19 protein-coding genes are annotated in these 21,227 nt (G+C 65.0%); 6 read left to right on the top strand and 13 right to left on the bottom strand.

Annotated elements, in window-relative coordinates:
* Positions 1-4: 4 nt before the first annotated feature.
* The 3 genes from ACSJJT_RS05485 to ssd are packed head-to-tail and all read right to left on the bottom strand — an operon-like array spanning position 5 to position 2,981.
* Entirely contained in the window at positions 5-775 is a 771-nt protein-coding gene (locus tag ACSJJT_RS05485) for a type II secretion system F family protein (protein ID WP_435917328.1), read from the bottom strand.
* Positions 772-1,938 (bottom strand): TadA family conjugal transfer-associated ATPase, encoded by a 1,167-nt coding sequence (locus tag ACSJJT_RS05490; RefSeq protein WP_435917329.1) that lies wholly within the window; start codon positions 1,936-1,938, stop codon positions 772-774. Before ACSJJT_RS05490 ends, ACSJJT_RS05485 begins: the two co-directional genes overlap by 4 nt.
* Complete coding sequence (gene ssd / locus ACSJJT_RS05495; RefSeq protein WP_435917330.1) at positions 1,935-2,981, bottom strand: septum site-determining protein Ssd; 1,047 nt, start codon at positions 2,979-2,981, stop codon at positions 1,935-1,937. The genes ACSJJT_RS05490 and ssd overlap by 4 nt, the downstream gene beginning before the upstream one ends.
* Before the next feature lie 128 nt (positions 2,982-3,109).
* Here ssd and ACSJJT_RS05500 point away from each other — a divergent pair, with 128 nt between their 5' ends.
* The 3 genes from ACSJJT_RS05500 (at position 3,110) to ACSJJT_RS05510 (ending at position 5,914) form a co-directional block, all read left to right on the top strand.
* Positions 3,110-3,868 (top strand): class I SAM-dependent methyltransferase, encoded by a 759-nt coding sequence (locus tag ACSJJT_RS05500; protein ID WP_435917331.1) that lies wholly within the window; start codon positions 3,110-3,112, stop codon positions 3,866-3,868.
* A gap of 167 nt (positions 3,869-4,035) precedes the next feature.
* Positions 4,036-5,304 (top strand): Na+/H+ antiporter NhaA, encoded by a 1,269-nt coding sequence (nhaA, locus tag ACSJJT_RS05505; protein WP_435917332.1) that lies wholly within the window; start codon positions 4,036-4,038, stop codon positions 5,302-5,304.
* A gap of 94 nt (positions 5,305-5,398) precedes the next feature.
* Complete coding sequence (locus ACSJJT_RS05510; protein ID WP_435917333.1) at positions 5,399-5,914, top strand: phage holin family protein; 516 nt, start codon at positions 5,399-5,401, stop codon at positions 5,912-5,914.
* A gap of 101 nt (positions 5,915-6,015) precedes the next feature.
* Here ACSJJT_RS05510 and ACSJJT_RS05515 read toward each other — a convergent pair whose 3' ends face one another.
* A complete protein-coding gene (locus tag ACSJJT_RS05515) occupies positions 6,016-6,660 on the bottom strand; it encodes an NUDIX hydrolase (protein ID WP_435917334.1) in 645 nt (214 codons plus the stop codon).
* 73 nt (positions 6,661-6,733) lie between these two features.
* Positions 6,734-7,459, bottom strand: coding sequence for an endonuclease III (gene nth / locus ACSJJT_RS05520; protein WP_435917335.1), 726 nt, complete (start codon positions 7,457-7,459; stop codon positions 6,734-6,736).
* A gap of 96 nt (positions 7,460-7,555) precedes the next feature.
* On the opposite strand from nth, the gene ACSJJT_RS05525 reads away from it, so the two are divergent.
* Positions 7,556-8,287, top strand: coding sequence for a Crp/Fnr family transcriptional regulator (locus ACSJJT_RS05525; protein ID WP_435917336.1), 732 nt, complete (start codon positions 7,556-7,558; stop codon positions 8,285-8,287).
* A gap of 112 nt (positions 8,288-8,399) precedes the next feature.
* Here the strand turns inward: ACSJJT_RS05525 and ACSJJT_RS05530 are convergent, their stop codons facing one another.
* The 3 genes from ACSJJT_RS05530 to ACSJJT_RS05540 are packed head-to-tail and all read right to left on the bottom strand — an operon-like array spanning position 8,400 to position 9,321.
* Positions 8,400-8,855, bottom strand: coding sequence for a RidA family protein (locus ACSJJT_RS05530; RefSeq protein ID WP_435917337.1), 456 nt, complete (start codon positions 8,853-8,855; stop codon positions 8,400-8,402).
* A gap of 5 nt (positions 8,856-8,860) precedes the next feature.
* The gene (gene sp36 / locus ACSJJT_RS05535) at positions 8,861-9,025 is read right to left on the bottom strand and encodes a Sp36 family protein (RefSeq protein WP_435917338.1); all 165 of its coding nucleotides are present in this window, start codon (positions 9,023-9,025) and stop codon (positions 8,861-8,863) included.
* Complete coding sequence (locus tag ACSJJT_RS05540; protein WP_435917339.1) at positions 9,022-9,321, bottom strand: WhiB family transcriptional regulator; 300 nt, start codon at positions 9,319-9,321, stop codon at positions 9,022-9,024. Before ACSJJT_RS05540 ends, sp36 begins: the two co-directional genes overlap by 4 nt.
* 112 nt (positions 9,322-9,433) lie before the next feature.
* Between ACSJJT_RS05540 and ACSJJT_RS05545 the strand changes: the two genes are divergently transcribed.
* A complete protein-coding gene (locus tag ACSJJT_RS05545; protein ID WP_435917340.1) occupies positions 9,434-10,456 on the top strand; it encodes a Gfo/Idh/MocA family protein in 1,023 nt (340 codons plus the stop codon).
* A gap of 81 nt (positions 10,457-10,537) precedes the next feature.
* Here the strand turns inward: ACSJJT_RS05545 and ileS are convergent, their stop codons facing one another.
* The 3 genes from ileS to ACSJJT_RS05560 all read right to left on the bottom strand — a co-directional run bounded on the left by ileS (position 10,538) and on the right by ACSJJT_RS05560 (position 15,860).
* The gene (gene ileS, locus ACSJJT_RS05550) at positions 10,538-13,843 is read right to left on the bottom strand and encodes an isoleucine--tRNA ligase (RefSeq protein WP_435917341.1); all 3,306 of its coding nucleotides are present in this window, start codon (positions 13,841-13,843) and stop codon (positions 10,538-10,540) included.
* A 397-nt stretch (positions 13,844-14,240) separates the two neighbouring features.
* Positions 14,241-15,050: a Cof-type HAD-IIB family hydrolase gene (locus ACSJJT_RS05555; protein ID WP_435917342.1), complete on the bottom strand. Its 810-nt coding sequence runs from the start codon at positions 15,048-15,050 to the stop codon at positions 14,241-14,243.
* A 9-nt stretch (positions 15,051-15,059) separates the two neighbouring features.
* Complete coding sequence (locus ACSJJT_RS05560) at positions 15,060-15,860, bottom strand: HAD hydrolase family protein (protein ID WP_435917343.1); 801 nt, start codon at positions 15,858-15,860, stop codon at positions 15,060-15,062.
* Between the two features lie 458 nt (positions 15,861-16,318).
* Here ACSJJT_RS05560 and ACSJJT_RS05565 point away from each other — a divergent pair, with 458 nt between their 5' ends.
* Positions 16,319-17,785, top strand: a complete 1,467-nt coding sequence (locus ACSJJT_RS05565) for a threonine/serine exporter family protein (RefSeq protein ID WP_435917404.1) — start codon at positions 16,319-16,321, stop codon at positions 17,783-17,785.
* A 21-nt stretch (positions 17,786-17,806) separates the two neighbouring features.
* Here ACSJJT_RS05565 and ACSJJT_RS05570 read toward each other — a convergent pair whose 3' ends face one another.
* Together ACSJJT_RS05570 and ACSJJT_RS05575 are read right to left on the bottom strand one after the other, a co-directional pair.
* Complete coding sequence (locus ACSJJT_RS05570) at positions 17,807-20,440, bottom strand: ABC transporter permease (protein ID WP_435917344.1); 2,634 nt, start codon at positions 20,438-20,440, stop codon at positions 17,807-17,809.
* Positions 20,440-21,222 (bottom strand): ABC transporter ATP-binding protein, encoded by a 783-nt coding sequence (locus ACSJJT_RS05575; protein ID WP_435917345.1) that lies wholly within the window; start codon positions 21,220-21,222, stop codon positions 20,440-20,442. Before ACSJJT_RS05575 ends, ACSJJT_RS05570 begins: the two co-directional genes overlap by 1 nt.
* Between the last annotated feature and the right edge of the window lie 5 nt (positions 21,223-21,227).

Genomic DNA, 21,227 nt, shown 5'->3' on the forward strand with positions numbered 1-21,227 from the left:
CTCGTCACGGCAAGGCCTCCCTCGCCACGCGATCCGCCAGCGCTTCGCTCCACAGCACCCCGGCGCAGGCCAGCAGGGTCGCGCCGACCAGGCAGGCCCTGCCCAACCAGGTGGTTGTCAGGAAGACCGTCGGGCGTGCCCCGACGAGGTGTCCCATGAGCAATCCGACGAAGGGCAGCAGGCCCATGATCCGTCCAGACGCCCTGGCCGCAGCGAGCTCGGAGTCCAGGGTGGCTTCCAGACGAGCCCGTCGGGTGGTTCCTTCCGCGACTGACTTGGCAGCCGGGGCCAGCGGAGCACCCGTCGTCGCAGCCAACTGCCAGGCATGGGCCAGAGGTACCAAGCCCGCCATGCCCGGCTGCCGAGCGGTGGCGATGAGGGCGTCGGGAACACTTCCGCCCACTGCCTGGGCCCTCCTGGCCCGGGCCAGCACCTCGACGTCATCAGCAACGTGGTCCAGGGCCGCCGACGGAATCTCCCCAACCGACACTCGGCCCGCCAGAGCCCTCGTGGCCCGAGCCACTTCCCGTCCGCCCTTGAGGGTCTGGGCTCGTCGCCGCTGCCTGCGCACGACGATGAACACCGTCTCACCCACGGCGGTGGCCATGACGGCCCACGCCACACCGCTGGCACCCCACACCAACCCGGCGACGACAATCCCGGCCGGCACCGCCGACCACGCTGGAATACGTCGTCCCTCTCGTCGCCTCATGGGCGGCGGGATCACCATCCACACCGCCGCGCCCAAGAGCACCGCGGCCATCAAGATCGTCATGGGGCCACCTCCATCCCCAGCAGCTCAGACAGTTTCCCCGCGCCCGCCTCAAGGGTTGCCGCACCATTCGTGTCCCATCGCACGGCTGGCACCACGACCGCTCGGTCATTGACGTCGGTGAAAACCCCGATCTCGGCCACTCGTCGCCCTGCCGGTCCCCGTTCCAGGTGGATGACGGTTTGCAGGGCCGCGGTGATCTGGGCCGAGGCCGCCTCTCGTGACAAGCCGCCCAGGGCCGCCAGGGCCTCCAGCCGAGCTGGCACCTCGGCCACACCGTTTGCATGCACCGTGCCACATCCGCCCTCGTGGCCGGTGTTGAAGGCCATGAGGAGGTCCCGCAACTCCGCCCCTCGCACCTCTCCCAGGACGATCCGATCTGGCCTCATGCGCAGGCACTGACGTACAAGATCTGTGAGGGTGACCGAACCCTTGCCCTCGGAATTGGCGGCCCGAGCCTCCATCGACACCCAGTGAGGGTGGTCTATCCAGATCTCCCGGGAGTCCTCGACGATGACGAGCCGCTGATCCCTCGGCAGGCTCGTCAGCATCGCCGACAGCAGGGTCATCTTGCCGGTTCCGGTGCCACCGGTCACCAGGAAGGCCAGCTTGCGAGCCAGGACCTCGTCGATGATCCGTCTGCACCCCGGAGTCATTGACCCCCAGGACACCCAGTCATCAAGGGAAAGACGACGTCGCGACGGCACGCGCAGACTCAGACAGGTTCCCGGCCGGGCCAGAACGTCGAGGACGGCATGAACTCGGGTGCCGTCGGGCAGCCGGGCATCCACCCACGGGTTGCCGTCGTCAAGGCGGCGTCCCACCGCAGCCGCCAGGCGCACCGCAAGCGCCCGCACTTCTTCCGGCCCGCTGAAGGTGACATCAGTCAGTTCCAGACCCTTGCCGCGATCGACGAACACCTGATCCGGACCGTTGACGAGGACATCCGTCACCCCGTCCATCACCAGCAAAGGCTCCAGGCGACCGGCCCCGGTACTGGTGCGCCGCAGCTCCTCGACGACGGCCAGCACCGTCTTGTCGGAGGCCACCTGACCGCAGTCGAGGATCGCGTGGGCTACGTCCATCGGCGTCCAGTCGCGGCCAAGACCGGCCAGTTGCCGGCGCACCTGCTCGACCAACTGAGGGTCTGACTCGTTGCCACTCATGAGCCCATCACCAACTCAGCCAGCTCCTGGCATCGACGACACCATCGCCGCGAAGCCACCACCCACGGTGCCTCCGCATGACCCTGCCCACGAACCAGCCGGCGGTCATCCCTCACCACGAGGTCCGGTCGCACTCCGAGTACCGACTCGATGTCCTCGTCCGGCATCGATCGCCCTGGGCCACGTCTGGTCACCAGCAGGTTGGGAAGGTCCTGGCCTCTCGCCGTCATGACGGACCTGAGATCGCCCGCGACCACACCGACCCGCACGTCCAGGGACACCTCCGGAGCCGAGATGGGTCCCGGATCCACCACGACGAGATCGTGATCCCCCGCCAAGGAATCCACGACAGCCCGGCGTGCCGCTGGAGGCACCTGGGCACCCGCCCTCCCCGCGCTGACCACCTCGACGCCGTCAATGGACGGCAGGTGGGAGCCCAGATCGGTCGTCACCCCGCGCGCCGAGGCCAGCTCAGGCCACCGCCATCCGTCCGTCCTCTCGATGCCCAACAACAGATCGATCCCGCCGGCGTGGGGATCGAGTTCGACCAGTCCAACCTTCATCCCTGATCTCGCAGCGGCCCACGCCAATCCGGCCGCCAGGGTGCTCACCCCGGTGCCGCCGCCACTCGAGTCCACCTGCACCACGGTGGCCTTCGAGGTCGCGACCATGTCGTCATGGAGGATCTCGGTGAGTACCTGATTGGCCCGCGGCACGACGATGACACTGGCCGACAGGCCTGCCGACCACCGCGCAGCCTCCTCGGCGTCGAAACCGACGACATGGGTTCCCGGCCGAGACGACAGGCCCCAGGCCATCACTGTCCCGGCCATGTCGGCGCCAACGAGCAGCGGGCCGTACCGCGACCATGCCCGCGACACGGCGTCCCGATCCGCCACGACCTCGACGACCACCCCGCCACTGGCCGCCACCGACCCGACAACTTCGGACAATCGGTTGTCTCGGCTCACCAAGGTCACGGAGGTAACGTCCTCGGCAGGCCGGCGCGGCGCCGTGTCCCGTCCTTCTCCAAGAATCCTCATACCTTCAGTTCTCGTCGCAGGACTCGAAATCCGTCGCCAAATCCTGGACCTGTGGACAACCGTGGCAAACCGCCGAGGAACCCCTGTGGACAACCCCGACCGCAGCAGTTCCCCCTACAATCGGGCCCATGGCAGTCTCCTCCACCCCGCGTTTGCCCAGTGGCACGCTCGAATGGCTGACTGCTGGGTGCCTGGAACCGGGCCATCGCGTCATCGTGCTGTGTCCAACCATCACCTACTGCCGGGCCGTGGCCGCTCACGGGGTCGACGTGATGGCCGTCCATCGCGACCCTGGGACGGCAGCAAGACTGAACCGGATCCCCGGCGTCATGGCTGTCTGCGGATCGCCTGAGTCCTTGCCGCTCAACCCCTGCAGCTTCGACGCCGTCCTGGTACATCAGGGATTCCACGAGCTCGCTCCCGGGCTCGTCCTGCCCGAGGTCGCACGTGTCCTACGACCCGGTAGCGTGCTGGGCGTCTCCTGGCTGGTGCGCGACGACACCGTTCCATGGGTCAAGAGGCTGGCAGCCCTGCTGCGCACTATTGACGAGAACGCCATGAGTGGCGATTACGGCACCGAGTCGGTGCAGGGCCTGATCTCGAACACGTACTTCCCCGACGACGAACACACCACCAAGCGCCTCTGGGTCCCGGTCGACCGGGACGTCCTCATCACCATGGCGGCCAATCTTCCTGCCGTCCAGGACCTTGACGCCGACTCGCGCTCCGAGCTGCTGACCAAGGTCGCTGCCCTTGCTGACGATTCTGCCGGCACGAGCGGTTTGAGGTTGCCCTACCAGCTGGAATGCTGGCGGGCCTGGGTCGACCACGACGAACTCACCACCCCCATCCGCCCTGACGACAACGGGCTCACCATCACCCTCTGACCTCGACCTGTGACGTGACGATTCCGTCAGTCCACGACATGAGCATCGGTGGGTGCCGCCACACCCATTTGGTAGGTTTCTGAGCGAGGTGTGCCGGGAAGTCTGGTCGGCGTGACCGTGTCCCCTATCCCCGCTGAGCCTGTGCCACGGGTGCGCGAAAGGCATTCATGACGGATTCCCACAAGAACAAGCGGCCTCGCATGAGCATCCTCCGGCCGGTGACGGGCCCCAACGCCCTTCACCTGTCCGACATCTTCCGAAACGAGACCACCGGCGGCATGTTGATGCTGGCAGCCACGGTCGCAGCCCTCTTGTGGGCCAATTTCGGTCAGCATTCGTACCACTTCTTCCGCGAGTTGTCCGTTGGCCCGCTCACCCTCGAGGAATGGGCAGCTGATGGTCTGCTGACGATCTTCTTTTTCATCGCGGGTCTCGAGCTCAAGCGAGAGTTCGTCGAGGGGTCACTGTCGCGACCCGCCGACGCCCTGGTTCCCATCGTCGCCGCCGTCTGCGGAATGGTGTTCCCAGCTGGTATCTACGCGTTGTTCAACGTGCTGTCCTCTGACGGACATCCAGCAGGGTGGGCCATCCCGATGGCCACCGACATCGCGTTTGCCCTGGCGGTGCTGGCCATCGTCGGATCTGGTCTGCCACAAGCAGTACGAGCCTTCCTGCTCACACTGGCCATCGCTGACGACCTCGGTTCCATCATCGTCATCGCGGTCTTCTTCTCCCACGGCATCAACATCTGGTGGCTCCTGGGCGCGATTGCCTGTATCGCCTTGTGGGGCTTCATGCAGCACTTCCACGTCGACAACGGTTGGTGGTACGTCCCGATCTTCATCGTCGGTTGGTGGTCGATGCTCCACTCCGGTGTCCACGCCACCATCGCCGGTGTCGCCTTCGGTCTGCTCACCCGCACCGAGGAGGACGTCCTCGACGACCCCATCGACCGCTGGCAGCACAAGGTTGAACCGTGGTCAGCTGGCGCCGTCGTCCCTTTCTTCGCCCTCATGAGCGCCGGGGTGCAGGTCAGCAAGGAAACCTTCCTCGGCTTGTGGACCCACCCCATCTCCCTGGGCATCATCTGCGGCCTCATCGGCGGCAAGGTCATCGGCATCACGTTGGGCTCCTGGCTGACTGCCCGATTCACCTCAGCCGAGTTGGGTCGAGGTGTGGTGTGGCGCGACATCATCGCAGTCGCCATACTCGCCGGCATCGGATTCACGGTCTCGATGCTCATGACCGACCTGTCCTTCCCGAAGGACCACGACTTCGCCGACGAGGCCAAGGCCTCCGTGCTCGTGGCCTCCTTCCTGGCAGCCATCCTCGGGGGTGGTTTGCTCCACCATCGCGGCAAGAGACACAGTCTGTGGCAGGAGAAGCATCCTCACGAGGTTCCGGTGGCTGCCGGTACCTCGAACACCAGCGGCTGACCCGTTCCCTCGACGACAACTCAACCCGAATCCAGCAGATCGATCCGATTCCCGTTAGGCTGAGATCACCACATTCATGACGCGGAGGCATCCCATGGCACACAAGCTCCCGGTTGGCGACACGATCGACAACCTCAAGACGGACGGCCAGAAGTTCGTCCAGGACTCCAAGTCCTTGGTGACGGCGGAGATCAAGCCCGCCGCCAAGCACGCCGGGATTGGTGCCGGCATGTTCGGCGGTGCTGGTTACTTCGGCATCATCGGCGCACTGCTGCTCTGGCTGTGCGGCGCCTTCGCCTTCTCCCTCATGTGGCAGCACATCGGTGACTGGAGCATCCTGCTGTCCCTAGTCGTCGGTTTCGCGACGATGGCCGTCGTCATGTTCATCCTGGCCGGCATCCTCGCCCTGATCGGCAAGGGTCAGATCTCCCGGGTCAAGGCTCCAACCGGCGTCGTCGACGAGGCCAGGTCCACCCTCGAGGCCGTCAAGTCGGCCCTCGCCCGTGGCAAGTACAACGCCACTGCCCGCAACAGCATCGACGCCGTCGAGACATCCTCGTCTGAAGCCGCTCCTCGCCGCGCCAGCGGCGCCACGGCTACCCGCCACTGAACTCAGGTGTGACGCTGGTCCTCCCACGGCAATGTGAGAGGGCCAGCGTCGTTTTGTGTACCTTGATCTCGTGCTCTGACCTCGCGGATCAGGCGATGTCGTCAGGGGGTGGTGCCCTCCGGCAGACGCCGAGCCCCCAGATAGCTCTCCGGAATCTCCACCACTCGTTCACGGTCCCACGGACGCGACCAGCCACCGCGGTCGAGGAGGGTGTCAAGGACGTGCGCGGTGAATCCCCAGATGAAGAGGTCGGGAAGCACGAAAGCGGGCCCGCGATACCCCGACGGGTGACAGGTCGTGGCGCGAGCGGCCGGATTGGCCAGGTCTGCCAGTCTGACGCGTTGCACCAAGGCAACCTCGGCAGGATCGACGACGCCGACATCCCCTTCCCCACACCAGGTCGCCACGACGGTGGTGACGTCGGACTGGCTGGCAGCGACGTGGGCCGCCGGGAGCACTCCCCTGACGGTGACGAGACCTCGGTCCAGCCCGACTTCCTCACGGGCCTCACGCAAGGCCGTGTCGACGATGGTGTCGTCGCCCTCCTCCGCGCATCCGCCCGGGAGGGCCACCTGACCGGCGTGGTGGCGCAGGGACAGTGGGCGCCGTGTCAGGATGATGTCATTGTCGGTCTCACTGACGAGGGCGAGTACTGCTGAGGACCGTCCACCACCGGGACGACGGCCTACCGAGAAACTGGGGTCGTCGCGACCCAGGCTGGCAATGAGGGTACTCAGATGGCTCATGACGTCCTCCCGATGACCATGTCGGCGTCTCCACCGCAACCAGTCATGACCGCGCCGAGAATTGCCGTCCTCCTCATCGTCGCGGCTCCCTGACGAGGGCGGCGGCCTCCTCGGGGTCGGTTGGACCTTCCCCATAGGAGGGGCATCGTTCGGCCACTGGACAGACCCCACATGCTGGTCGTCGCGAATGGCAGCAACGACGACCGTGCCATATGAGGCGGTGGCACAGCATCACCCAGTCGCCCGGGTCGAAGAGATCGGCAAGATCGCTTTCCACCTTCGCCGGAGTCGTCGCGTCAGTCCACCCGAGTCGTCGCGCCACCCTCATGACGTGGGTGTCGGGGGTGATCCCGGGAACTCCGAAGGCATTGCCGAGGACGACATTGGCGGTCTTGCGGCCCACGCCCGGCAGGATCACCAAGGAGTCGAGGTCTTCGGGGACGTCGGCACCGAACTCGTTGACCAGTTGTGCTGCCATTGACACCAGCCGCACCGCGCGGGTCGGCCCAAATCCCAAGGGTGCCACGACCGCCTCGACCTCGCCGACATCAGCGCTCGCGAGGGTCTGCGGATCGGGCCAGCGAGAGAACAGGGTGGGGGTGACGGTGTTGACCCGTCGGTCAGTCGTCTGAGCCGACAGCACGGTGGCGACAAGGAGCTGGTAGGGGCTGTCGTGGTGCAACTCGCAGCACGCATCGGGGTAGGCCTCGACCAACAACTCGGCCACCTCGTCAGCGTGCCTCCTGCACTGATCCCGACGCACTGAGGTGGTAGATGTGGCTGCCATGATTCCAAGCATAGAAGGGGGAAATGGCCCCCAGTGCCATCGCAAAATGTGACACCTGCCACAATACAGGGACATGTATGCGGTGATCCGGCCGCCGATGGTCGGACGATGCAGATGCTCGTGAGGGGAGACGTTCGAATGACAAATGTGGTGGCAGCAGCGGCGACCCAACCGTTCTTCGCAGCTCTCGGCCCCGCCTCTGCCGCCCGACTCATGGCGATGTGCGAGGCCTTGGTCTGTCCGCGAAACACGGTGATCTTCGAGGCCGGCGATCCAGCCGACAACCTCTACCTCGTCGTCGAGGGCAAGGTGAAGCTCACCCGCTCCACCACTGCCGAAGACCTCACCCCTCGAGACTCGCTGCTGTGGCTCATGGGCCCCAGCGACATGTTCGGGGAGCTGTCACTGGTCGACGGTGGCATGCGCTCCACGACGGCCACCGCCCTCACCCGCTGCAGCTTGCTCAAGGCACCCGGCTTGCAGATGCGCGAACTCGTCGAGACCCGCCACGATGTTGCCCTAGCCATGCTGGGTCGGTTGTCGGAACGACTGCGTCGGGCTGACGACAACACCGCCCACTTCGTCTCCGGTGACGTTCCCAGCCGTCTGGCCTACACCTTGCTCGACCTGGCACACCGGTTCGGCAACGAGAACCCGTCGACGGGCCACATCGTCGTCCGTCATGACCTCACCCAGCACGAGCTCGCCCAAGCCGTTGGTTCCTCTCGCGAGACCGTCAACAAGGCTCTCACCGACTTCACCGCGCGCGGCTGGATCGCCGTACGTCCCAAGGTCGTCACGATCATGGAGCCCGAGAAGCTGGCGGCACGCGCACAGTGACAGGCCCAGTTGAATGTCTGCCCCTCCGGGGACGCAGACATTCCCAGAACAGCGAAAACGTCCGGGTCCAAGTACAAAACCTGGCCCCGGATGCTCATTGATCTGTGAGTGATCAGGCCTCGACAGTCAGCTCAACCTCGACGGGCGATCCGAGTGGCAGGGTGGCCACACCGACGGCGCTGCGGGCGTGACGGCCTTGGTCGCCGAAGATCTGTCCGAGCACTTGAGAGGCGCCATTGGCGACCCCGGCCTGGCCGGTGAAGTCCGGGGCGGAGTTGACGAAGACGACAACCCGGACGACACGCTTGATGGCATCAAGTCCACCGGCGACCTCAGAGGCAGCCGCGATCGCGTTGAGGACCGCAGTACGAGCGGCCTCGGTGGCCTGCTCCGCAGAGACGGTGTCGCCCACCTTGCCGACAGCGGTCAGCCCGCCGTTGACGAGAGGCAGCTGGCCAGAGGTCAGGATCTGTGACCCGGTCTGGATGGCCGGCACGTAGTCGGCCACCGGAGCCGCGACCGGCGGGAGGGTGATTCCCAGTTCAGCGCACTTCGTCGTGGCACTCATCGGGACTACTCCTGCTCAGGCAGCGGGCGCTTGAAGTAGCCCACCAGTGATTCCGGGTTGGGGCCTGCAACGATCTGGACGAGTTCCCAGCCGTCGGCTCCGAAGTTGTTGAGGATCTGCTGCGAGGCGTGCACCAGAATTGGTGCCGTGAAGTACTCCCACCGGGTCATGACGTCACCTTGGCGGTTTTCGGTTGAGAGCCCTGATCGGCCAGCAACACGTCACGCCAGCTCGTCACGTCCGGACGCTCGCGCAGCAGGCGTCGCCTCTCGCGCTCGGTCATTCCTCCCCAGACCCCCCACTCAAGTCGGTTGTCCAGGGCTTCGGCAAGGCACTCCGGACGCACGCGGCAGCCAGTACAGATCCGCCGGGCGCGGCGCTGCTCCTTCCCGTCCGGGAAGAGGGCATCTGCCATTCCGCGACAATTCGCCCGGAGTGTCCAATCGTCAGCTTCGTTGCTTCCCACGAACCTCACGGTACGCGGTAAGGATGCCTCTTGACAAGGCACGGCACCTCCGAATCGACCGCACAGCGGGTCAACTCGTGGTGGTGCCCACACTGGAGTCTAAAGTTGTGTCATGGACACCACGCCCACCACTGGATGGGGAATCGCAGGCACCGGACGCATCGCCCGCACGGTTCTCGACGACTTCGCACACGTGCCTGGGGCACGCATTTGCGCAGTCGCGTCGAGGTCGCCCGCGCGTGCCAATGCCTTCGCCGATCTCGTCTCCCAGAAGCTCGGCACACCACGTCCCGACGCTCACGATTCGTATGCCGACATGATCGCCACCCCCGCTGTCGACGTCGTTTATGTGGCAACTCCGCATCCTCAGCACCGCCCGATAGCCCTGGCGGCCATCGAGGCGGGCAAGGCCGTCCTGGTCGAGAAGTCCTTCGCCGCCACTGCCGAGGCCGCGACCGAAATGGCGCAGACTGCTCGGGCCCACAGGGTCTTTGCGATGGAGGGAATCTGGACCCGATTCCTCCCCGTCGTCACGGAGATGATCGATGCCGTCAACAGCGGTGCGATCGGGGAGCCGACGGGTGTTCAGGGGGACTTGTTTGCCCTGCGCGATTACGACCCGGAGGACCGTCTCTTCTCCCCTGCGCTGGGCGGCGGAGTGACCCTTGACCTCGGTGTCTACGTCCTCGATTTCGTTATCCGGCTCTTCGGCGAACCCACCGAGGTCATCGCTCGTGGCAAGCACTTCCCCAACGGCGTCGACTCTGACGCCTCCATGCTGCTGACCTTCCCGAAGAACAAATTCGCCACGCTGGCGATCTCTCTGACCTCTGACGGTCCAGGACGCATGACGATCCAGGGCACTGACGGATGGATCGAGGTGGAGCCGCGGTTCCATCATCCCAGTCGCATCCTCATCCATCGTCGCGGGGTCATCCCGGAGGTCCACAACACCCCTGCCCTGGGACGCGGCTATGCCCACGAGCTCATCGAGGTCTGCGAGTGCCTTCGGGCTGGGCGCACCGAGAGCCGGACGATGCCGCTGGACGACACCCTGGCGGTGGCTCGCACGATGGCAGCCATCCTCGACCAGCTCGGCGTCGAGAATCACGACGACACCGAGCTGCCGTCCTGACGGTCACGCATCGACAACGCGCATCGGGTGGTCACCGTCGAAAGGTGGCCGCCCGATGTCATGGGTCCATCAGGGGTGCGATTAGGCTTTCTCGACCTTCACGGCCAGACCGAGCTCCTCGTCACGGAACCACTGGTCGTCGGCCTCACAGCGGTTGACGGAGGTGGCCAGCACCTCGCCGGAGATCTCGTCGAGGTGCTCCTCGACGGCCCCCGCGAGCTCATCATCAGCCTGCCAGGACAGGCAAATACGGTCGGAGACGTCCAGGCCGGCCTTCTTCCGGCTGTCCTGGATGAACCGGATGACCTCGCGAGCCTGACCGGCGCGGGCCAGCTCCGGGGTGACCTCCAGGTCCAGAGCCACCGTCTCACCCTGCTCGTTGAGGACACTCCAGCCCTCGCGCGGACGCTCGGAGATGATGACGTCGTCATCGGTCACGACCGCTTTCCCGCCCTCGACCTCAGGCACCTCCAACTCGACCGACCCGTTGGAGGCCAGCTCGGAGGCCAGCCATTCCGGATCGGCAGCGGCGATGGCGGCAGCAACCTTCGGCGTGGCCTTGGCGTACTTCTTGCCGAGTGAGCGGAAGTTGCCCTTCGCGGAGTGGTCAACGAGGTCGCCGGCCGCAGTGAAGGAGTCCAGAGCCATGACGTTGAGCTCGGAGCGGATCTCGGCCTGCAGGTCCGCGTTCAGCTTGGCCAGAGCGGCCCCCGAAATGAGGGCGCGCGACAGCGGCTGACGGATCTTGGCCTTGGCCTCAGCACGAGCGCCACGCCCCAGCTCGACGATGCGTCGGGCCAGGTCCATCGACTCGGTGAGGGACTCGTCGATGACGGACTCGTCGGCAACCGGCCAGGTCGACAGGTGCACCGACTTCGGGCCTTCCGGATTCGTCGTCACGAAGAGGTCCTGCCAGACGCGCTCCGTGATGAACGGCACCATTGGGGCCATCAGACGGGTGAGCGTCTCGAGAGTCGCGTGTAGAGTCCACAGGGCAGCCTGGTCGCCATCCCAGAAGCGACGACGGGAACGACGCACGTACCAGTTGGACAGCTCGTCGACGAACTGAGCGATGAGGGTTCCGGTGCGCTGGGTGTCAAAGTTGTTCAATGCCTCGGTAACCTCACGGACGAGGACGTTGGTGGCGCTGACCAACCAACGATCCATCACGTGACGCTGTGCGACAGCAGGGGGGACAACCCCCCCGGACCCCCTCGCGGGGACGGCATCGCGCTGCAGACCTGTGTCGGGGGACCACCTGTTGGCGCGGGCGTACAGGGCCTGGAAGCTGACGGTGTTCCAATAGGTCAGCAGCACCTTGCGGACCGTTTCCTGGATGGTGTCGTCACCGACACGACGAGCGCTCCACGGGGACCCGTCGGCCACCATGAACCAGCGCACCGCGTCGGCACCGTGGGCGTCCATGAGTGGGATGGGCAGCAGGATGTTGCCCAGGTGCTTGCTCATCTTGCGGCCGTCCTCAGCGAGGATGTGACCCAGGCACAGCACGTTGCGGTACGAGGTCTCGTCGAAGACGAGGGTTCCGACCGCCATCATGGTGTAGAACCAGCCGCGGGTCTGGTCGATGGCCTCACAGATGAAGTCGCCCGGATAGTGAGACTCGAACTTCTCCTTCGAACCCGGCACGTGTGGGTAGCCCCACTGGGCGAAGGGCATCGAGCCCGAGTCCAGCCAGGCGTCAGCCACCTCGGGGACGCGGTGGTAGGTGTGACCGTCACGGGTGATGGTCACTTCATCGATGAACGGACGGTGCGGGTCCATTCCGGTGAGGTCGCGTCCGGCGTACTGGGACAGCTCCGCGAGCGACTCCACGCAAATGATGTCGAAAGGATCGTCGTCGTTGCGCCACAGCGGCAGCGGGGTGCCCCAGTAACGCGACCGACTGACGGCCCAGTCGATGTTGTTCTCCAGCCAATCGCCGAAGCGGCCGTGCTTGATGGTCTCGGGGTACCACGTGGTGCCCTCGTTCTGCTCGAGCAGCTGTTCCTTGACGCGAGTGGTGCGGATGTACCACGACGGCTGGGCGTAGTAGATGAGGTGGGTGTCGCACCGCCAACAGTGCGGGTAGGAGTGCCAGTGCATGTCAAGGCGGAAGAGGATTCCGCGTTTGTCGAGGTCTTCGCACAGTGCCTTGTCGGCGGTCTTGAAGAACTGCCCACCAACCATCGGCACGGAGTCCTCGAAGGTGCCGTCGGGACGGATTGGGTTGACCAGAGGCAGGCCGTAGCTGCGGCAGGTCAGCAGGTCATCGGCGCCGAAGGCCGGAGCCTGATGCACCAGACCGGTACCGTCCTCGGTGGTGACGTAGTCGGCGAGGATGATGAAGTTGGCGTCAGCCGGGGTGGGACGACCGTCGGTGGTGACGCGCTCGGTCTTGGGCCACTCCAGGAAGTCGTACGGACGCTCGTAGGTCCAGAACTCCATCTCGCTGCCCATGAAGGACTCACCGGTGAGGCTCCAGCCCTCACCCAGCACCTTCTCGAAGAGCGGCTCGGCGATGACGAGGTCTTCGGAGACCGGGTCATCCCCGGACGTGGTGGCGACGGCGTCGGAACCCTCCGGAACCGGATCCTGGTGGGCGACAACGTAACGCACCTCGGGGTGCACCGCGACGGCGGTGTTCGAGATGAGGGTCCACGGGGTGGTCGTCCACACCAGCAGCTTGGCTCGGCCTGCCAGCGGACCGGAGGTCACCGAGAAGCGCACATAGATGGACGGGTCGCGGTCGTCCTGGTAGCCCTGGGCCAGCTCGTGGTCGGACAGGGTGGTACCGCAACGCGGGCAGTACGGGGCGACGCGGTGGTCTTCGCCGAGCAGACCCTTGTCCCAGATCCGTTTGAGGCCCCACCACACCGACTCGACGTAGGACGGGTTCATCGTCCAGTACGCCTCGTCCATGTTGACCCAGTAACCCATCCGCTCGGTGAGCTCACTGAAGGCGTCAACGTGACAGGTGACGGACTCACGGCACTTGGCGTTGAAGGGCTCAACGCCGTACTTCTCGATGTCGGGCTTGCCGGAGAATCCCAGCTCCTTCTCCACGGCCAGTTCGACGGGCAAACCGTGGCAGTCCCAACCGGCCTTGCGGTCGACACGGAATCCCTGCATGGTCTTGAAACGGGGGAAGACGTCCTTGAAGACTCGGGCCTCGACGTGGTGAGTGCCAGGCTGACCGTTGGCGGTCGGCGGGCCCTCGAAGAAGGTCCACGGCTGGCCGTTCTTGGTGGCTTCCAGGGTCTTCTCGAAAGTGTGTTCCCGGGCCCACAGATCCATGATCTCGTGGTCCATCGCGGGAAGGTCAATCTGCGGCGGCACGCAGTTGTACTGCCGGCAGGTGTCAGGGCGGACTGAGTTCACATCGGTCATCGCGGCGGGTGGGTCCTTCGTCTCGGGTCTCCGAGGGACGAGCACACCGGATTCTCCGGGTACCCGCGGTACCACCCTCCTTGCACGACGTCAACGACGTCGGCCTCTCGGTTCGTCGATCGCTGCTGGTTCTACTGAGGCGGTACATGCACTCGCCCGTTCTTCCGGCGACTCCGGGGTGATCGCCCCATCACTGCCTTGCGGTCGCAAGCATCCTACTCCACGAAAGGACGAGTGCGGCGGACCCAAGGGGCGCCGCCGTGGCAATTGTGTAGCAACGCATCGCCGATGCCACCGCAGGTGTCACCAAGGCCCATCACACACCGAAACACCACACGCAGCAGGTCGCCCACCGACCTGGTGTCTCAAGCACCGCACCAACCCAGGGCGGTGCGCTTCAGAACCCCCTCGCCGCGAGCAACTTCTCGATGACCTGCGCAACCCCGTCCTCAGCATTCGACGGCGCCCGGTGACGAGCTGCTGCGACCGCCACCGGCACCGCATTGGCCATAGCGTAGGAGTCCCCTGCCCAAGCGAGCATCTCGACGTCATTGGCTCCATCGCCAAAAGCCACCGTGTCCCCTCGGTCAATACCTAGGTGATCGCACAGCATCGACAAACCGGAATCCTTGGTAACCCCTCTGGCACTGATCTCCAGCATCGGTTTCCCCGAGGTCGTGACGTGCACCTCATCAGTCATCCCGACGCTCTCGGCGCGGGCAAGGATCTCCTCAATGGGCAGGTCCGGGTGGCGAGCAACCATCTTGAGGCAGTCTCCGTCAAGTACCTCGTCCAAATCCAGGGCAGGCATCTCGGACGGATCACGGGAATGATCGGCGAAGGTCGTCAGCTCGGCATAGCCGCGCTGAGATGCGAAGGTCAGGCCGTCATCCTTGATCGTCAGGAAGCGGATGCCAGGAGCCACAGCAAGGAGGCGATGAGCAAACTCGTTTGCCACGGTGGCTAACATGAGCTGACGAAACAGCACTGTGTGGGCCTGAAGGTCCCAGCAGATGGCGCCGTTAGAGCACAGTGCCCAGCGACCCAGGTCGTCCTGCCATCTCTCAATGCCATAAATCTGCCGGGCCGTGACCGGCACCACCGGCACTCCGGCTCTCTCCGCGGCATCAATGACATCGCGAGTACGAGGGCTGATGGTGCCGTCGGTGGTCAGGAGGGTTCCGTCAAGGTCTGTTGCGATGAGCACACTGCGAGGTTATCGAGATGCCAGTAGCTCCTCGACGACAACGGCGAAACCGTCCTCCTGACAGGAGGGAGCGCGCCTGTCAGCGGCAGCGATAGCCTCCGGCTGGGCACCGCCCATCGCGTAGGAGGTCCCAGCCCACTGCAACATCTCCACGTCATTGGCGCCATCCCCCAAGGCGACAACGTCTGCGCGATCCTCCCCGAGGAGGTGGCAGATACGTTCGAGACCGCTCGCCTTCGTCACACCTGCCGGCCCGGCCTCAGCCACTGTGAACCCGGACCAGGTAGCATGAACTCCGGGTACCTGCAGACGCTGGGATGCCTGGTAGATGTCTTGAGCAGGCACTGTCGGGTGCACGACCATGAGTTTGACAGCCTCGGTGGAACATAGTTCCTCGCGACTGACGCGGACGTGCTCGGCAGGATCATTCTCGGACTCGAAGGCGGGGACGATGTCGTCGTACCCCTTCTCAACGAGAAACACCGACGAGTCCCCCACTTCCGCACAAAACACCGTCCCTGGAAGCTCGGCGGTCACCTGGTCGACGTAGGACTTCACGGTGTGGACCGGCATCGTCGCTGTGAAGAGTGTCTCGCCAGTGGACATGTCTACCCCGACGGCACCGTTACAGACCAAGGAATGCTGGTGAAAGACCGGCCCAATTATCCGCAGCCCGCCAATGGCACGCCCCGTCACCGGAACGACGCGAATACCCGCTGCCTCAGCGGCTTCTACAGCGACCCGGTTTCGAGGGGACACCGTGGCATCGAGGCTGAGGAACGTTCCGTCGAGATCGGTCGCAATGAGCACGCCGCCACCCTACCGAGAAGTCCAGAATCCGTCCTCGTTTGGGTACCGTCGGTGCGGGCGACCACAATGGTGTTGCAGGGCAATCCTGCGCGACGTGAGGAGGGTGTCAGATGGCGGAGAAGCGATCGGGTGCTCGTGGTGGACTCACGTCCCGAAACCATCCGCGCCCCTGGCGCAACGACGATCCCATCCCGCGAACTGCTGACGGGATCGACGCCCGGATCTTCCGCCCGGGCCAGCCTTCTGCGCAGCCCGCTACCCCTCCCGAACCCCCGGTCGAGGAGGACAACGCGACGCGTATGGCCTCATTACGCCACGCGTCGACGTCATGGCCGCTGACCCGCGCTGGTACGGTCACTCCACGAAACAGCAAGGCGAAATCCCACCATTCCAGGCCGCCCAAAGCACACCGGGCACGACACGTGCCGCTGGAGAAATTGTTCCGGGCCAAGACGCCGGTGGAGCCCACCCTGGCCCTCAATCTGGGCAACGCCGAGATGGCGGCCATGCAGGCCCGTCGTGTCGTCGACCTCGTCACCCGGATCGCAGTCATGGCGATCTCGGTGGGAGAATCCGCTTCTGAGGCCGTCGCAATGGCCCTCCGCATCACCGCAACCTACGGGGTGACCGTCCACATCGACATCACCAACACGTCGGTCATCGTCACCCAGCATCGCGGACTCGACGAGGACCCCATCACTGGGCTGCGGGTGGTCCGCTCCCGCAGCAGCGATTACCAGCGCCTCGGCGAGCTACAGCTACTCGTTGACGACATTTGCGACAAGACCGTTGACCTTGAGGAGGCCACTGACCGCCTGGCTGCCATTACGCGCAGCCCACGGCTGTACCGTCAGTGGTTTGTCACGATGAACATCGGTCTCATGGGGGCGGGACTGTCCACCCTGTTTGGCGGTAGTGCGCTGGACGGTGTGCTGAGCTTCTTCTCGACGTGCCTTGTCGACGCGACCGTCCAGGCGATGGCGCGCAAGAGGATCGCAAATTTCTTCGCCCAGGCAGCCGGTGGTGCTATCGCTACCGCATTCGCCCTTGTCGTCATGGTGTACATGGCAGCTGCCGATCACCCGCTGTCACTGTCTCCGTCTCTCATCGTCGCCGCTGGAATCGTCTCGTTGCTGGCAGGCGGTTCCTTCGTCGCGGCCTCCCAGGACGCCCTCGACGGCTACGTCGTCACAAGTTCCGGCCGATTCCTGGAGGGGTTTGTTCAAACCGGAGGCATCATTCTTGGCGTCATTACGGCGATGTGGATCGGGCTGAGACTCGGGGTGCCCGGGTACATCTCACCCTCCCTGGGATTCTCCACCAACCCGATCCTCCAGATGGTCGCTGCCGCAGTCATCGCTGTGACCTTCGGCATTTCCTCCCATGCCGGATACCGTACTCTGGCCATTTGCGCTGCCCTTGGCGCGATCGCCTGGGCAGGCTACCTGCTGGGGATGCACCTGACGACGTCGGTAGCGGCAGCCTCGGGGCTCGGCGCCATGGTTGCTGGCATCATCGCCGCCCTGGGGGCCCGACGTTGGAAGGTGCCGCAACTCGGTCTGGTGACGATCGCCATCGTCCCCCTGATGCCCGGTGTCATGATGTACCGAGCGCTGTACATGATCGTCAACGCCCGCAACGAGACCGGCGTCACCACGGACAACGGCTGGGCCCTCTTTCTGGAGGCCCTACTGGTGGGAGTGGCGCTGGCCGTGGGCGGCAGCTTCGGAGCCCTCATCACTCGCCCGTTCACCTTGCCGAAGGATCTGCGCTCCCGGCTGGCAACCCTGGCTTCCTGGGGTGCCGGCCAGGCCGTTCCGCGCGAACGGCGTCGCCGTCGGTCCCAGCCCCCGGCTGATCCGCGTCATCCGGCTCTCAACAATCCCGACAACGACCCGTCCATGACGGGAACCTGGGCGAGGTAGCGCGCCTGGCCGACGCCGTCCTCAGTCCACCCGGGTCATCCGGGCCTTGGGCACCGGGACACACCACCTGGCCACGAGCCCCAGCAGGACCGGCGGGACGACCACGATGAGTGCCAGCCAGCCGAGTGGCCATGCGACAGGCTGCACCGTGTCGGCACACGCAATCATGATGACGATGGGCACGAATCCCACGATCAACCCGAGCACCTGGCCGATACCTGTCGTGACGAAGGCCTGTGCCGCAACCATGCGTCGCAGCGTCGCGGTGGAGGCTCCCACCGATGCGATGGCAGTACGCGAGGCGTTAGAGTCCGACAAGGTCAGGGCAAGTACCACGGCTCCCACAAAGGTGGCCAGGAGCGCCCCGATGATCGCTGCCCAGCGCACGACGGTTCCCGAGATGTCCGCGTATCCCTCTTCCCAGAAAAAGTCGGAGGTGCTTCCGGTGATGTCCATCAGGGAGCGCTGCAGACGGTCCCCCTCCTCCGAGGTCGGGGGGTGTGGCAGACGAAGCCACGTGTCCGTCGTCTGGGTCTTCATGTCGTCGGGACTGACTCCCAGCACCTTGGCAGCAGTGTTGCGTCCGATGAGGGCTGGCATCTGGAGGCCGAGAGAGTTCTCGGGGGCCCTGATCGCCGTCACCTCGAGGTCATGGGCCCCATTCGGTCCACCGTCCTGGAAGACTGATTCCCGGGATCGTTCTCGCGCATCGGGTTGGAAGAGGATGATGCCCTCGTCAAGGGCCTTCATGACCTCATCATCGGCATCCTGCCCAGTCAGCAACTCGTAGAGGGTGCCATCGTCAATGACCACCGATGGGATGTACAGATTGCTCACATTCATATCGAGACTGTTGCTGCAGTTCTGTCCGTCCTTGTCGCAGGTGACAGGTTCCACCGCACGCTGGTACTTCACGGATGGCCCGAAGACTGCCTCAACCTGCTTGATCTCCTTGCTCATGCGTTTTCCAGAAACATGATGCCCACCGGTGTCGTCCCCAGCCAACACCGCCACGTTGGCGGCATAAGTCGGCTGGTAGTTGTTTCGCTCCTGGATGGCGATGCCGTCCGCCAACGTCACGAAGGCACATGCCAGGACGGTGATGGCCATCGACGCCGCTGCTCCGGCAACCGCCCTTCCCCGATTCCGGTTGAGATCGCGCAGCGCAAAGCGGAGCGACAGTCGCGAGGACGGCCGCCCAGACAGCCTGTCAACAAGCCGCGGCAGAGCCAAGATCGCGGCCAGATACAAGATGACGATGGTGACGACGATCCCGATGTTGAGAGGGATGACGTCGTCGGAGCCCGACACGTGGACGAGATCGTAGACGACGACACCGATCCCAACGAGCACTCCAACGATCGCCACGACGGTCGCTGCGATCGGACGACGTGCTGGAGGGGCAGCTGCCTCAGCATGTTGAACCCCCATGAGGACGTCCTGCCGAGCCACCTCCCGCGCCGGGAACCAACAGGCGACCACCGCTGCCAACAGACCGATGACCAGGCCGATGATTGCGTACTCCCAGTCGACGCTGTAGGTCAGGAGGTATCCGGGATTGGCTCGGCGTCCGATGGCCACGAACGCATTGGCCACTCCGATGCCGAGCACTACTCCGAGCACCGCGCCCATCGAGCCGAGCAACAGTCCTTGGCCGATCATCACACCCATGAGGTCTCGTCGGGCTGCACCGGTGGTTCCCAACAGAGCGAGCATGCGACGCTGCTGGCGAGCCCCGATGGAGAAGGCAGCAGCAGCGATGGTGGCGGTGACGATCGAGGAGAGAACGGCGGCAGCCAGGACCAGGGCGAAGATCTGGCCGGCGACGAGGCCGTCATCGTCAGAGGCACTGTCGGATTTCCGGTCCTCGACGCCCAGGCCCGACGCGTTGAGTTTCGCGATCTGTTCCTTGGCGAGCTGCGGACCTCTGACGTAATAGATGAGATCCCCATTCATGACGAGTGGATCCTCGGGTCCCACCCAGAAAGTCGGTTCGTAGCTGGACCGGTCCCGCGTCAGCCCTGTGATGGTACGTTGACGACCCTCGATGGTGACGTGTGAGCCGATGGACCAGCCATACGTCTTCGCGGCGTCCCCGGAGACCCAGACGCTGTTGCCACGAGGCATCGGGCCACTCGGGAACTCCATGCGATCAGGACGCATGGCGGTCACGTCCATCCCCTTGACGATGACCTCGAAGGTGGCAGATCGCCATGCCACGTCGACAGTCTGGGTCCGCAACGGATACAGCTCGTGGCCCGCGACGTGAAGGTTCTCCATCGCCTGCCTTTGACGAGCGTGCAACTCGGGAGTCGGCGATCCCTGGACGCCACAGTGAGCGGAATCCGGACCGTACTGGGAGCAATGACCATCCCAGTCCTCAATCGGCATGATGAGCATGTCGGCGTCGCCATACTTCGAGACGGCCTGGCCCTCCGTGGTGGTTCCATCGGCCTCGAAGATCGTGCCCAGCCCGGACATGATGGCCACGGGCAGGGCTATCAGCAGCACGATGAGCAGGGAACGCGCCTTGTGCTTGCGGATGTCCCGGACGGCCAACCGGGTGATGAGACGGCGGTGGGATCGTCCACGTGCGACGACCTCTCCGGAGAGTCGGACGGTGGCGCCGCTGTCGGGGGTGTTCTCGGTTCCCATCACCACTCCCCGCGCTTCGGGTTGTGGCTGAGGAGTTCCATGGGGTCGCTGACGACCTGGGACTCATCGACGAGTTGGCCGTCACGCAGGAAGACCACGCGGTCTGCCCAGGCTGCGTGGCGTGCCTCGTGGGTCACCAGGACGACGGCAACCCCCTCGTCGGCAAGCGCCCGGATGAGGGCCATGATGTCGTCACCCGTCGCAGAATCAAGGGCACCGGTGGGCTCGTCGGCGAGGAGTACCCGGCGGTCCCCGACAATGCCGCGCGCGATGGCGACCCGCTGGCGCTGTCCACCCGACATCTCCTCGATGTGACGATCAGCAAGGTCGGGCAGACCGACACGTTCCAGGGCGATCTCAGCCGCATTGCGGGCACGCTTGGCCGATGCCCCGTCGAGTTCAAGGGGCAGGGAGACATTCTCGACCGCGGTGAGGGTGGGGACGAGGTTGTAATCCTGGAAGACGAAGCCGAGCTGACGGCGTCGCACCCGTGCCAGGTCGTCACGGGACATGCCCCCCAGCGGCTCTCCACATACGGAAACCGTGCCGGAGGTGGGCTGATCCAGTCCGCCGGCGAGGCCGAGCAGGGTGGACTTGCCCGAGCCTGATGGCCCCATGACGGCTGCGAAGGTACCGGGATTGATGCCCAGACTGACGTCGATGATGGCGTCGACCCGTTGCTCGCCCTCACCGAAGGAACGACTCACGTGGTCCAGGGACAAGACGGTGCGAGGCGCCGGAAGGGTGATCTCGTCAGCGGCGCGCGGCGGGGTCGACGTCATGCGGT

It is taken from the genome of Cutibacterium nasicola, assembly GCF_051303185.1.
GTDB lineage: Bacteria > Actinomycetota > Actinomycetes > Propionibacteriales > Propionibacteriaceae > Cutibacterium.